The 13,108-nt window shown below is 59.4% G+C and carries 10 protein-coding genes; 3 read left to right on the top strand and 7 right to left on the bottom strand.

Annotation, left to right across the window (positions count from 1 at the left end; all coding sequences use genetic code 11):
- Positions 1–50 precede the first annotated feature (50 nt).
- Both QCL65_RS14900 and QCL65_RS14895 read left to right on the top strand, forming a co-directional pair.
- Complete coding sequence (locus QCL65_RS14900; protein ID WP_407309903.1) at positions 51–1,013, top strand: ABC transporter substrate-binding protein; 963 nt, start codon at positions 51–53, stop codon at positions 1,011–1,013.
- On the top strand, positions 1,010–1,942 hold the full coding sequence (locus QCL65_RS14895) for an ABC transporter substrate-binding protein (protein WP_407309901.1): 933 nt from the start codon (positions 1,010–1,012) through the stop codon (positions 1,940–1,942). Before QCL65_RS14900 ends, QCL65_RS14895 begins: the two co-directional genes overlap by 4 nt.
- Positions 1,943–2,147: 205 nt before the next feature.
- Here the strand turns inward: QCL65_RS14895 and QCL65_RS14890 are convergent, their stop codons facing one another.
- Complete coding sequence (locus tag QCL65_RS14890; protein WP_407309899.1) at positions 2,148–3,605, bottom strand: mannose-1-phosphate guanylyltransferase/mannose-6-phosphate isomerase; 1,458 nt, start codon at positions 3,603–3,605, stop codon at positions 2,148–2,150.
- Between the two features lie 389 nt (positions 3,606–3,994).
- On the opposite strand from QCL65_RS14890, the gene QCL65_RS14885 reads away from it, so the two are divergent.
- Positions 3,995–5,347 (top strand): O-antigen ligase family protein, encoded by a 1,353-nt coding sequence (locus tag QCL65_RS14885; protein ID WP_407309897.1) that lies wholly within the window; start codon positions 3,995–3,997, stop codon positions 5,345–5,347.
- Positions 5,348–5,349: 2 nt separating this feature from the next.
- Here QCL65_RS14885 and QCL65_RS14880 read toward each other — a convergent pair whose 3' ends face one another.
- The 6 genes from QCL65_RS14880 to QCL65_RS14855 form a co-directional block, all read right to left on the bottom strand.
- Entirely contained in the window at positions 5,350–6,543 is a 1,194-nt protein-coding gene (locus QCL65_RS14880; RefSeq protein WP_407309895.1) for an acyltransferase family protein, read from the bottom strand.
- A gap of 27 nt (positions 6,544–6,570) precedes the next feature.
- Positions 6,571–8,583, bottom strand: a complete 2,013-nt coding sequence (locus QCL65_RS14875; protein ID WP_407309893.1) for an acyltransferase family protein — start codon at positions 8,581–8,583, stop codon at positions 6,571–6,573.
- 45 nt (positions 8,584–8,628) lie between these two features.
- Positions 8,629–9,630: an acyltransferase family protein gene (locus QCL65_RS14870; RefSeq protein WP_407309891.1), complete on the bottom strand. Its 1,002-nt coding sequence runs from the start codon at positions 9,628–9,630 to the stop codon at positions 8,629–8,631.
- 135 nt (positions 9,631–9,765) lie between these two features.
- Entirely contained in the window at positions 9,766–10,818 is a 1,053-nt protein-coding gene (gene galE / locus QCL65_RS14865) for a UDP-glucose 4-epimerase GalE (RefSeq protein WP_407309889.1), read from the bottom strand.
- A 37-nt stretch (positions 10,819–10,855) separates the two neighbouring features.
- Positions 10,856–11,998 carry a glycosyltransferase gene (locus QCL65_RS14860; RefSeq protein ID WP_407309887.1) on the bottom strand — a complete coding sequence of 381 codons (1,143 nt, stop codon included), beginning with the start codon at positions 11,996–11,998 and terminating at the stop codon, positions 10,856–10,858.
- Between the two features lie 62 nt (positions 11,999–12,060).
- Entirely contained in the window at positions 12,061–13,080 is a 1,020-nt protein-coding gene (locus QCL65_RS14855) for an NAD-dependent epimerase/dehydratase family protein (RefSeq protein WP_407309885.1), read from the bottom strand.
- Between the last annotated feature and the right edge of the window lie 28 nt (positions 13,081–13,108).

Raw genomic sequence — 13,108 nt, 5'->3', positions numbered from 1 at the left:
GCGGACCGGGCACCACCGATTCCCGCTCATTTGAGCGTCTGGAGTGACCCGTGTTGAAACTCTTCAGCTTGTCCGCCGCCTTACTGGCCGCAAGCCTTAGCCTGGGCGCGCGCGCCGAAACTTTGGTAGTGGGCGACCAAAGCTATAACAACCGTACGGTGATGGAAGCCGCTGGCGTGTTGGCCGATTTACCCTACAGCCTGGACTGGAAGCAATTCACGGCCGGCTCTCCGGTGGCCGAGGCCCTCAACGTGGGTAGCCTCGACATTGGGCTGCTGGGCGATGCCCCACCCTTGTTCCTCGGCGCCTTGGGTGCGCCGATCAAAGTGATCGCGGTGAGCCGGCAAAACCTCGACGGCGTCGCTATTGTGGTGCGCAAGGATTCGTCCATCCACACCCTGGCCGATTTGCGCGGCAAGCGTGCGGCGGTCTGGAAGGGCTCCTGGAGTCAGCAGTTGCTGTTCACCGCGCTGGACCAGGCCAAGGTGCCCCGCGACAGCCTGGAGTTGCGCTACTTGAGCGCCCTGGATGCCTCCCATGCCCTGGAAGGCGGCTCGGTGGATGTGATCGCCACCTGGGAACCCTATGTCACCCAACTGGAACGCCAGGGCGCCCGGGTATTGACCACCGCCAAAGGCTTGATCCCAGCCCAGGCGTTCGTGGTCGCCAACACCAAGGCCCTGACCGACAAGCGGGCAATCATCGCGGACTTTCTCCAGCGCTTGCGCACCGCACGGGAGTGGGCCGCGCGCGACCCGGCGCACACGGCGCAGTACGCCCAGGCCTGGGCTAAGTTAACCCGTGCGGATGCGGATGTGGCGCAACGCTGGTTTGCCCGGTCGGCCACCGACTTGGGCCCAGTGAACGCCCAAGCCATCGGCCAAGCTCAGCAGACGGTGGATTTTTTCAGTGGGCTGGGGCTGATCAAAAGTTATTCGGCGGCCAGCTTGTTCGATGACTCTTTCGCCTCGGCGCTGCAACCGACCCCTGGCAATGCGCAGGCCCAACGATGAAGGCGCTCGTACTGTTAGCTACCCTATTACTCGGTTCCACGCTGGCCAATGCCGAACCCGTCTTGACCCTGCGCATCGCCGACCAGAAGGGCAATATGCGCGCGCAGATGGAAGCGGCCGACGCCCTGCGCGATCTACCTGGCTACCGCATCGAGTGGTCCGAATTCGCCGCTGCGGCGCCCCTGGCCGAAGCCCTCAATGCCCAGGCGGTTGACGCCGGTATCATCGGTGACGGTCCCTTGCTGTTCGCCCTGGCCGCTGGCGCGCAGTTAAAGGCCATTGCCGTGGATAAGTCCGATCCCTATGGGACGGCGGTGATCGTGCGCGGCGACTCGCCGTTGCACTCGGCGGCCGACCTCAAGGGCAAGCGCATCGCCACCGGGCGCGGCTCCATCGGCCATTATGTGGCGCTGCGCGCTTTGGACTCGGTCGGGCTGAGTGCTAAAGACGTGGACTTACGTTTTCTCGGCCCGGTGGACGCGAAAATGGCTCTGGCCAATGGCTCGGTAGACGCCTGGGCGACCTGGGACCCTTACACCGCGCAGTCGGAGATTGTCGATAAAGCACGGGTGATCGCCAACGGCCGCGGCTTGACCGCAGGCAATAGCTTCTTGGCAGCCACTGAGGCAGCCCTGGCCGACCCCGCCCGCCATGCCGCTTTGCAGGATTATCTGCAACGCCTGGCGGATGCCCAACGCTGGGGCTATGCCAACCTGGACAGCTATTCGCAGACCCTGGCCAAAATCATCGGTTTTCCAGAAGAAGTGGCCCGCCTGCAATTCGAGCGCCGCCAGTTGCGTTGGCAGGCACTGGATGCGCCGACCGAGGCGCAGCAGCAGGATGCCGCCGATTTTTACCTGCGCAGCGGGATGATTCCCAAGGCGTTGGTAGTAGAGGGGAGTTTTGATCGAAGTTTCAAGGTGAACTGACGTAAAGCAGATCGGGGGCTTGCCCCCCGATCTAGGTTCTGTACGTAAAGTGCCTGCGCGTCGACCATGCTGCGTTAAAAACAGGCTCGAGCGCGAGTCCGATCGGAATGCTCATTGACAACCAGTCAACTGCGCTTCCTCGCCTGTTTTTGCCTTGCCTGATCGCCGCTCGGCGACTTTACGAACAGAACCCAGCAAGTAGCGCTTATTTCAACTCAGGCGCACGGCCGTAGATATCGTCAAAGCGCACGATATCGTCTTCACCCAAGTATTCGCCGCTCTGCACTTCGATCATCACCAGGTCGATTTTGCCTGGGTTGCTCAAACGGTGCTGATGGCCAGCGGGAATGTAGGTGGACTCGTTGCTGTTGAGGAAGATCTCGCGATCGCCGTTGGTGATCACGGCCGCGCCGCTGACGACGATCCAGTGCTCGCTGCGGTGATGGTGCATCTGCAACGACAACTGGCCTTGAGGTTTGACCACGATGCGCTTGATCTTGTAGCGGTCGCTTTCTTCCAACACGGTGTAGGTGCCCCAAGGGCGCATCACGGTGCGGTGCAGGCTAACGGCCGGGTGCTCCAGGCGCTGCAGTTCCTTGACGATAAAACGTACGTCCTGGCTGCGCGCCGAATCGGCGATCAACAGCGCGTCCGGGGTATCGATCACGATCAGGTTATGCAGGCCTACGGCACCGAGCACGCGCTTGGGCACGTCGAAGTAGCAGTCGGTGACTTCATGCAGAACCGCTTCACCGCTGACGATCTGGTTGCCATTGGCATCGGCTTGGGTCAGTTGGCGGAACGCCTCCCAGGTGCCGATATCGCTCCAACCGATCTTGCACGGCACCACGGCAACGTTCTCGGAACGCTCCATCAGGGCGAAGTCGATGGAAATATCCGGGGATTGGCCAAATGCATCGGCGCCCAGCTCACGCTGGCGGCAATGCTTGTTGTGCATTTCTTCGCCAGTTTCCAGGCTGGCCTTGGCGGCTGCCAGCACTTCGGGCGCGTAAGCGGCCATCTCGCGCAGCAGAACGCCAACCTGGAAGCAGAACATGCCGGCGTTCCACAGGTGCCGGCCGCCGTCGATGTAGCCTTGCGCAGTAGCGGCGTCGGGTTTTTCAACGAAGCGCGCGACGCGGAAATTTTCGCCCAGGCTGTCGCCTTTTTCGATGTAGCCAAAGCCGGTTTCGGCGTGCTCAGGTTCGATGCCGAAGGTGACCAGGTAGCCATCGTTGGCCAGAGCGCGGGCCTGACGCACGGCGCTGGCGAATGAACGCTCGTCGCTGATCAGGTGGTCTGCGGGCAACACCAGCAACTGCGCCGTATCGCCGTGGGACTCTTGCACGTGCAAAGCCGCGACCGCGATAGCTGCAGCGGTGTTGCGGCCGAAAGGCTCCAGCAGCAGCTCCAGGCCCATGCGCGCCTTGTTGATGCTGCGGTAGTCGTCCAACGTACGGAACACCAGTTCACGGTTGGTCACCGTGAGGATGGTGCTGACATCGGGCAGATGGCTGGCACGCAGGAAAGTCTTTTGCAGTAGGCTTTGATCATCGGCCAGGCGAATGAAAGGCTTAGGCATGTTTTGACGCGAGACCGGCCACAAGCGAGTGCCTGCACCACCGGAAATAATGCACGGGATTAATACGCCGCCTAAGTTCATGTTGTAACGTCCTGAGTTAAAAGTAACGGGTAATAGGCCCGCCTGGCCAGTTGGCCTGAATGGTTGGACCTTATTTCACACGATAATTCCGCGACGCCCGCCACTGATAGAGCTCAGCTGCTGAGTTCAGGTGAGAGGCCGCGTAAAATGGGGGGTTGGCGCAGTGGCACAATGACACTTGACGCCATCGTATCCTAAAGTACGACGCTGTCAACGACCGTCCGTAGACGGAACTACAGATACAGCCATTTATACAAAAGTGTCGGGCTGACGACTTTTACCCGCACCACGCATTACTGGCGAAAAGGCTGTTTTTACGTTAAATTCGCCGTCGCTTTGCTATCGCCTTTTCTCTCCACGCCGCTTGGCGCAAGGACCCTGTTTCGGTCATGACCCCCCCTTCAAAAAAACTCGAACGCACCGTGATGTCTGGCGTTCTGCTGCTGCTGTTCTGGCTCCCCTTGCCGGTCGGCAGTAACCGCGACTGGTCGGTGGCCTTATTGTTGCTGGCCTGTTGCGTACTCGGGCTGGGTTGGGCGGTGAACGCCGTGCGCCGTAACCGCGAAACCAGCCCTACGCTCAAGGCCGGTTTGCCGATGCTGGGCCTGTTGTTGCTGTGCCAGGCGTGGGTGGCGGTGCAGTGGTTGAGCGGGATCAGCGTCGACCCCGGCGCAACCTTCCAGCAAATGCTTTTGGGCTTGGCTTACTGCCTGTTGTTTCTCGTCACGGTGGACCTGTTCCGCACCCGTCGGCGCCTCAGCCTATTGTTGGGAACGCTGGTGCTGAGCGGCACGTGCCAGGCGTTTTACGGCACGGTGATGACCCTGTCTGGCGTCGAGTGGCTGTTGTTCGGCCCTAAGAGCGCTTACTTCGGCGATGCCACGGGCACCTTTATCAACCGCAACCATTTCGCCGGGTACCTGGAAATCACCGTCGCCTGCGGCATTGGTTTGCTCTTGGCGTTGCGCGACGAGCGGCCATTTCGCTGGCTGCATGTGCTGGAAACCTTGCTCGGCCCCAAGGCACGGCTGCGTCTGGCGTTGATTTTGATGATGATCGCCTTGGTCATGAGCCATTCGCGCATGGGCAATGTCGCCTTGTTCACCAGTATCCTGCTGGTGGGCGGCCTGTTTTTGCTGTCGAGCCGGGAGCATCGCTTGCGCAATGGCTTGATCCTGGCCAGCCTGCTGCTGATCGATGTGCTGATCGTCAGCCAGTACTTTGGCCTGGAGAAGCTGGTCGACCGCTTGTCGACGACCCAGCTCGAAGATGTCGTGGTCAATGGCCAGACCCTGCAAAAGGCCAATGAGTTAAGGGTCAATGTGTTCGCGGCGGCCTTGCCGCTGGCGGCCGATCATTGGCTGACGGGGCAGGGCGCTGGCACCTTCGAAGTCGTGCTGCCGCAAGTGGCCGGGCCGGATATTCCCTACCATTTCGACCATGCCCACAACGATTACCTAGAATTCGTCATCGACTACGGCGTGATCGGCAGCCTGCCGCTGGCGCTGTTCGTGCTATTGGCGTTGTATCACGCGCAACGGGCCATGTGGCAGCGCGACTCGCTATACCGCAGCGGCATGGGCCTGGGGGTCAGCATCGGCTTGCTGTCACTGCTGATCCACAGCGCCAGCGATTTCAACCTGCAGATCCCGGCCAACGCCGCTACCTATGTAGTGCTGTGCGCCATTGCCGTGCTAACCAACAAGCACTATAGGGAACGGCGCACCCAACCGCGCAATTAGCTTTAACTCGCCGCCGCGGTACTTGGCCGGCGCGAGCCGCGCAGTAACAGCTTGCGCAGGGTCTTCTGCGCCGGTGCCTCGAAGTAGTAATAGCTCAGTAGGCACAGCGGGATCAGGATGCCAAAAAACAGCAACATGGACGTCGGGTTGTAGAAGTACTGGGCGCTGCCGCCTAACTGGGTGACCAGGGTGAACATCACCAACTGCAACGGAAAGTGCAGCAGGTAGGATGAATAGCTCAGGTTGCCAATGATCGCGAAGCGCCGGCCCAAGTGGCCCCGGCGGGTTTCGGCCAGGGCCAGGGTGAGGATGGTCATGGGGAACAGCAAGCCGACGATGCTAAAGCGCGTAGCCAGGTGCACGGCTTTGTCCGCCAGGCCGTGCAGGTGCTCCGGCAGCAGGGCGTTCAAGATACCCATCACGGCAGGCCAGAACCACGGCGAAGCCACTTCCAATACGGTCCCCACCCACAGCAGCGCGGTGATGCTGGCGGCGATGGTCAGGGCTGGGTTGACCCAATCCCGTTGGCACAGGTAGCGGAAGAACATCAGGGTCAGGCCGCCAAAGAAAAACGAAAACACCCCACGGCCCAGCACCGGGAAAATCGCGAACAGCACCAAGCCGATGGCTACCAGCGCCAGGGTCGCCGCCAGGCGACGGCTGCACAGCCAGCACATGGCGAAGAACATCAGGTACATCAGCACTTCGACCGACACCGACCAGATCGGCCCGTTGAACGAATAGCCGTTCTCCAGCCCCCAGTTAGACGCCAGGAACAGGTTGAGCAAAAAGTGGTAGCCGTCGTTGAACGGGATCACGAAGTAATCGCCCGTGTGCGCGAATACCCATTGCTGCATCACCAGCACGAACAGCAGCGTGGCGATGTGCAGCGGGTACAGCCGGGAAAAGCGCAGCACGAAAAACGGCCAGGCTTTGACTTTCTGCGAAGCGATGGCTTCGGCATATAGAAAGAAGAAGATAAAGCCCGACAGCGAGAAGAAGAAGTCCACCGCCAACCAGCCCGTTTCATACAGTACGAAAAACACTGAATAAAAGGGCTGCGCCTGCAGCTCATAAGGACCTGCAGCGGTGCCGTTGTAGAAAAAGTGCTGCCAATGCCAAAACACCACGGACAACGCGGCAATGCCACGGATCAGGTCTAGCGAGTGAAAACGTTCAGGTATCTGGAATTTCATAGGGTGTTCTTCTGTAAAGACCAGGGCTTATTGGGCGGCAGTCATGCTATTGGCTTCGGCCGGAGCGTTGAACACCTGGCGGAACATAGGGGTCAGCAGCGCCGCGCCGTCCATGTTCAGGTGGTCGTCATCGTAGTAAACCGGCAGACCGGCGACGTCGCCCGCGCACTGGCCGTTTTTGCAGAGGTACGGCAGCGGGTCGAGGATCTTCACCCCGCAGCGTTCGGCGGCCATGTCCTGGGTTTTCCAGACAAAGTCATTGCGCTGTTTGTACTGCGCCATGGACATCTTGATTTGCACTTTCTTGCCCTGCATCAGCGCCCGGCCCATGGTCTTGGGCACGTTGAACATCAGTTCCGGCACCGGCCGCATCATATACACCGGGCGGTTCTTGGCGAACTCGCACGCGGTGGCAATGATGCCTTCACGCATGTCGCCGAGGAACTGCGGGGAGCGTGCGTTGTAAGGCTGGTTGAAGTACAGGTAGGGCACGGCCAACTCACGGGTACGGTCCGGTTCGTTGGGGCCAAAGACGTAGTACGAAGTACGGTTGATGATGATCAAGGGCAGGCGGTCGTTACTGCTTTCGAGTTCTTTGACCTTCTGCGCGATGTACTTGCCGCAGGTATAGGTGGGTTGCCCAATGGCCTTGATCCCGGCGATGGTCGGGCAGTTACTCATGGTCAAGTTGCGTATGTTGAAGCGGGTGCTGGGCAGGGCGTCTTCGACGGCATGGATCATCGCTTCAGCATGGCTGTCACCGATCACAATCGCGCCAGTCTCATCCCCCCCGTGCACGCATTCAGGCGGGTTGGAGAACTCGCTCACCAGGCAACGCTTTTGATCCGGGTTGGTGTTTTCGCCTTCGTTGAAGACCGCGTCGATCTGCGCCGACAACCGGCCAGGCACGCCGTCGTCCTGGCGAATCACCTGGCTTGGCAAGGCGACGATCACCAAGGCGGCGGCGATGGCGCCGGCGCCCTGCCATTTAGGCATGCGGTCGAGGGCGGTACGGGTTTTGTTCTCGATCAAGTTATACGACAGACGCCCCAGCAGCAGGGTCCAGACCAGGCCCGCGGCGATGGCCAGCGGGTCTTTTTCCAGTTGCATATAAACCAGCGCCACCACCAGCGGCCAGTGCCAGAGGTACAGCGAATAGGAGCAGTCGCCCAGCCACTGCGCCAAGCGGGTGCCGGTCCACAGCGAACCCTGACGCGCAGCGGTGAGGATCAGCATGGTGCCGACGACCGGCAACAGCGGACGCCAGCCCGGCCAGATGGTGTCTGCATCGAAGATCACCAATGAGGCGATGACCATGGCGAAGCCGACCAGCTCCAGAATGTGCTGCCACATGGCAGTCAAGGCGATACGGCCGAGCCACAGGTAAACCAGGCCGCCGGCGAGCATTTCCCAGGCGCGAGTCGGCAGCAGGTAGAAAGAAGCGCTGGTGCGGATCGGCGTGGCGATGATGCAGATCGCCAGCGACAGCAACAAACCGGCGGCCACGATAAACAGCTGCGGGCCACGGCCAGGGCGGATTTTCCAGATGGTGGCCATTACCACCGGCAGAATCAGATAGAACTGCCATTCCACCGACAACGACCAGGTGTGCAGCAACAGCTTGTCATGGGAGTCACTGTCGAAATAACCGGCGTCATGCCAGAAAGTCATGTTCGAGAAGAACCCCAGGGCGCTGACGATATGCGTCCCCAGCACCTTGTACTCTACGGCAGGCAGCCATAGCCAACCTAATGGCAACAACACGGCACACAGCACCAGCAGCGCCGGAATGATGCGCCGGGCCCGGGCCAGGTAGAAATCGATGATGGAAAAGCGCCGGGCCCCGCGTTGCTCGCCTTTTTCCAGGCCACGCAAAATGATCCCTGTCATCAAGAAGCCTGATATCACGAAAAAGATATCGACCCCCACGAACCCTCCGGAAAAACCCGGAATGCCGAAGTGAAAGCAGATAACGGCCACCACGGCCCAGGCTCTTAGCCCGTTGATATCGGTTCGGAAGTTCTTAATCGCGCTGCTCATGGTCTCGCCTGTGCTGGGTTGCCGGTTTCTATGTTGCGGGTCAGTTCATGAGCCAATCAGGATTCGGCTATTGCGCTTTGCCACATTTTTTACACATTGGGTGATGGCGATACACGCCAGCACCGTTACCACGGTGAGCAGGATACGAGCACCGAGGTAACTAAAAAACTGATCGAATGTCAGGTAGTCGCTGATGATGCGAAAGGCACCGGCGAAATAACCATGGATAAAGTAAATCGAAAAACTGTAGGTGCCGATCAAGCTCAGCCATTCGGCGATACGCCCATGGCGCCGTTCGATGTACTCACGGTAGGCGAGCAGGGTGCCATACAGGAGAAAGCACAAAGCGGCCTTCTGTAGGCCGATCAGGTTCATGTCGTAGCAGGACATCACCGACAAAATAAGGAACAAGGCTGCAAATACCGGAATGAAACGCGGCGCTTGCAGGCGTTGCCGGTGTTGGCAAAACAGCATGCCAAGCAGGTAAATAGGCAGAAAGTGCACTGCCGCAAGCAGCGGGTTGGAGTCGTTTTCCGGCCGTTCGGTGAGGGCGAAGAACACCGCCCCCATGCCCACCAGCAAAGGGAAAACAGGCGTTTTCGAGAGCGCCTTGAGCAGCGGTGCAACGAGGTACAGCAGGGCCAGGGCGGGAATGAACCACAGCGGCCCCAGGTGCGCCCCGGTGCCCAGCATAAACAACACCTGGTCGATCACCGGCTTACTGTAAAAGGCCGGCATATCGACCCACTTGTGTTCGGTTTTGAACTCCAATACGTAAATCAGAATGGCCGGAATCGAAATGAGTATGTAGGGAATAATGACGTTATTGATTTTCTTCGTCAGGTAAACCTGGTAGCTGTACTTGTCGATATTCAACTGAAAGAAAAACCCGGAGACCACGACAAAAATACAAGTGGCTTCCTTGGTCAATAAACTGATGGCGATCGTTTCCACCGGGCCGAGGTTGTAGACCAACCCGTCGGCCATGTGAATGAAAACGATCAGGACAATTGCAATGCCCCTGATCCAGTTGATGTGAGTCAACATAGGTAAAACGCGCCTTATATAAAGGGTAACCCTGAAAAAATAACAACAAAGCCAACGGGCCCCTCGCGGGGATTCACCAGTTGGCGGTGCAGCAAAAAACACCCTGGCAGCCAACGCTGGGCTGCGCATATTTCTTTAGGCCGATAACGGCTCATTCAGGGCGGCGGCTACGGCATAGCCTTGGGGGTTTGCCGACTGCCAGCGCCAGGTGTCGGCCATCATGTCAGTCAGCCCACGGGTCGCGCGCCATCCCAATTCTTCTTCAGCCTTGGCGGGGTCGGCCCAGCACTCGGCAATATCACCCGGCCGACGCGCCACCAAACGGTAGGGGATGGTCAGGCCATTGGCTTGTTCGAACGCCTTGAGCATCTGCAACACGCTGTACCCAACGCCGGTGCCCAGGTTCCAGATGTGCAGGCCGCTGCGTGAGGTCATCGCCTGCAGCGCTTTCAAGTGGCCGTCGGCCAGATCGACGACGTGGATGTAGTCCCGCACGCCGGTGCCATCGACCGTGGGGTAGTCGTTGCCGAACACCGCCAACTGGGCCAGCTTGCCGATCGCCACTTGGCTGATATAGGGCAGCAGGTTGTTGGGGATGCCGTTGGGGTCTTCGCCGATCTGCCCGCTGTGGTGCGCGCCTACCGGGTTGAAATAGCGCAGCGCCGCAATGCGCCAGCTTGGCTCGGACTGGGCCAGGTCGGCGAACAGTTGCTCCACCATCAATTTGGAGCGCCCGTAAGGGTTGGTGGGGACGCCGGTAGGGAAGTCTTCGCGGATAGGCATCTGGGTCGGCTCGCCGTACACCGTGGCCGACGAACTGAAGACCAGGCGATACACACCTGCGCGGGCCATGGCCTGGCACAGGGTGACGGTGCCCGCGACATTGTTTTCGTAATAGCGCAGCGGTTCACGCACACTTTCGCCCACGGCCTTGAGGCCGGCGAAGTGCAACACAGCGCTGATGGGGTGCTTGGCGAACAGGCTGTCGAGCAGCGCTGCGTCGCGGATATCGCCTTCGACGAACAGCGCCGCTTTGTTCGCCAATTGCGCGACCCGGTGTAGCGACTCATTCGAGCTATTGCATAGGTTGTCCAGCACCACGACGTCATAGCCTGCTTCGAGCAAAGCCAGGGTGGTGTGGGAACCGATATAACCTGCACCGCCTGTTACCAGGATCGTTTCAGTCATGTTGCAGCCTCCTTGCCGGAGCAATAAATGGGGAGCTCTAGAATGAGCATTCGCGCAATCTTCCACGCAGCTCGGGTGTCGTTTCGTTGTTCAGTAATTCCAGGCTCAAGCGCACGTGATCCCGGGCGAAGGCCTTGGAACTGAGGCCGTCCGGGCCGGTTTTGGCCTGGGCGGTAATGGCCTTGGCCAAAGCCCGTTCCGGCTGATCGGCAATCTCTGCAATGGTGGCCTGGAGCGCGGCGATATCGTTGGGCCGAACGTACCAAACGTCGTCATCGCCAAAGTAGGCACGCAGCCCACCGACATCACTGACGATCACCGGCCGGCCTTTGATCACCGCCTCTTGCAGCACGGTGATACCGGACACATGCAGGTTGGGCTGCAGCGGCACTATGACCATGTCGGCATTGGCGAACAGACCATTGAGTTCATCGTTGTGCGTAGGGCGTACCACCTGGCAGTTGCTCATGTGCTTGATCAGCGCCTTGGGCATGGTGCCGGAGACCACGGTCAAACTGAGGTCATCGCGGCCGCGCACTGCCTCGATCAGGGTCGCCCAGTCGCGATGGCGGTCATTGCCCAGGGCCAGTAACCGTACCGGCTGCTGACCCGGCGTGACTTGCGGCGCGACCTTCTGGTCAGCGGCAATCCCGAAACGCACCAGTTCGCAGCGCTGCCCGGGGAAGGTCGCTTGAGCCTTGGCCAGGTTCAGCGGCGAATGGAACGTCAGAATCGACCCTTTAGCCAATAACTTGCGGTAAAGGCTTTGCTTGAGCCGGCTGTAGCTGTCCCAGCGGTCACAGATCCACACCGACTGCAGAATCATGCGCGGCGCCCTTGTCCGAGGGTGTAGCCAGCACAGCAGGCCCGCTGCCAGGCCCTGGCTTTCGGTATGGGTCCACACCACATCGGCCGCAAAGAACGCCTCGCGGTTGTGCCAGGCGTGTACCAGGTCGAAGCCCAGCACAGCCCGCGTCGCCAGACGGACGAATTTACCCAGCAATCCCTCAGGGGCATCTTCGGAATAGCGGACGTCAACACCGGCTTTTTCAGCGTGGTGGTAACCGTAGGCGTACTCTTCATTGAGGCCAATGATCTTCCCTTGGTGAAACCGCTTGTTCCAGGTTGCGGCGCCAAATCCACGCGCCAGCAGCACGAAAGCAACAGGTCTTGACTGCATCAGTAAAGCTTCCGATAAAAAATTGGGTGAACGAAGCTACCGGCCCGCGGGTTGCCTGGACATCACTGCCATTCTTGCGGGCAGCTTTGTTTCCAGTCAGCGAAGGCAGACTCCAGGGTATAGCGATACGGGTAGGCGTTTTCTACCAGGAAAGTAGGACGAATATCGTTCGAACGAACCAATTTTTTTATTCTAACCGGACTGAAAGGATGCTTGATTCCCAAGGGCTGTGCAATCAAATTGATACTATGTGCGACGACCAGTAGCAGGGGATAGGGAACCGCAGGGATTTTACGCTCGACATTGGCCACTCGGCACACTGCCTGCACGTACTCTTCAATGGACGGGCCAGGGTTCATGGTCATGTTGAACAGCGAAAAATGCTCACCGCGGTCTTTCTGCCGCTGCAGTACCCAGCACAACGCTGCACACAGTTCTTTCACGTAGGTGCCCGCTTTACGGGTTTTACGGTTGCCCATGTAAAAAAAGTAACGTTTGATCACGGCTTTGATCAGGCGCGACACGTTACCGCCTTCACCCGCGCCAAATACCACGCCTGGGCGCACGATCACCAGGTGGCGATTATCCTTGTCGGCCGCCAGCCACGCCAAGTGAATCTTTTCTGCAGCTAACTTGGAGCCGCCGTAGGCAGTCGCCGGGACGGGCACGGTGCGTTCGTCCTTGGTCTGTTCGCTGGGGCCGTAAGGCGAAATGGAACTGGTGAAGATCATGTCCTGGCAACCCAGGCGTTCAGCCCAGGCACAGACGTTTTCGGCGCCCAGCAGGTTGGTCTCGTAGTATTCGAAATCTTCGTGGCCGGGCTCGCGGTGCACGGCGGCGAAGTTCGCCACCAGGGTGACCGGTTCTTCGGGCTGCCAGTCGATGGCCTGGCGCACATCGGCGCGAACTTCGACGATGCCGCTGGCTTCGCGCACCAACTGCGTGCGGTAAGGGAACGGCTTTTGCGCAACCTGCTCTTTATCGACCAGGTAGACCTTAGTGAAACCGGCTTCGCTCAGTAGTTGGCGGGCGAAAAACACGCCGATAAAGCCAGAGCCTCCAAAAATGACTGCGCAGCTCATAGTGATGATCCTTGAACAATAAATGAAT

Source organism: Pseudomonas sp. nanlin1 (assembly GCF_045571515.1).
Taxonomy (GTDB): Bacteria; Pseudomonadota; Gammaproteobacteria; order Pseudomonadales; family Pseudomonadaceae; genus Aquipseudomonas.
The sequence above is the reverse complement of the archived record's forward strand: the minus strand, read 5'-3'. Positions and strand labels throughout refer to the sequence as shown.

What these genes read in the sequence shown, in the direction of transcription:
- galE (WP_407309889.1), bottom strand. Translation starts at nt 10,818, where the DNA reads ATGACTGAAACGATCCTGGTAACAGGCGGTGCAGGTTATATCGGTTCC.
- QCL65_RS14890 (WP_407309899.1), bottom strand. Translation starts at nt 3,605, where the DNA reads ATGAACTTAGGCGGCGTATTAATCCCGTGCATTATTTCCGGTGGTGCA.
- QCL65_RS14885 (WP_407309897.1), top strand. Translation starts at nt 3,995, where the DNA reads ATGACCCCCCCTTCAAAAAAACTCGAACGCACCGTGATGTCTGGCGTT.
- QCL65_RS14880 (WP_407309895.1), bottom strand. Translation starts at nt 6,543, where the DNA reads ATGAAATTCCAGATACCTGAACGTTTTCACTCGCTAGACCTGATCCGT.
- QCL65_RS14870 (WP_407309891.1), bottom strand. Translation starts at nt 9,630, where the DNA reads ATGTTGACTCACATCAACTGGATCAGGGGCATTGCAATTGTCCTGATC.
- QCL65_RS14855 (WP_407309885.1), bottom strand. Translation starts at nt 13,080, where the DNA reads ATGAGCTGCGCAGTCATTTTTGGAGGCTCTGGCTTTATCGGCGTGTTT.
- QCL65_RS14895 (WP_407309901.1), top strand. Translation starts at nt 1,010, where the DNA reads ATGAAGGCGCTCGTACTGTTAGCTACCCTATTACTCGGTTCCACGCTG.
- QCL65_RS14875 (WP_407309893.1), bottom strand. Translation starts at nt 8,583, where the DNA reads ATGAGCAGCGCGATTAAGAACTTCCGAACCGATATCAACGGGCTAAGA.
- QCL65_RS14860 (WP_407309887.1), bottom strand. Translation starts at nt 11,998, where the DNA reads ATGCAGTCAAGACCTGTTGCTTTCGTGCTGCTGGCGCGTGGATTTGGC.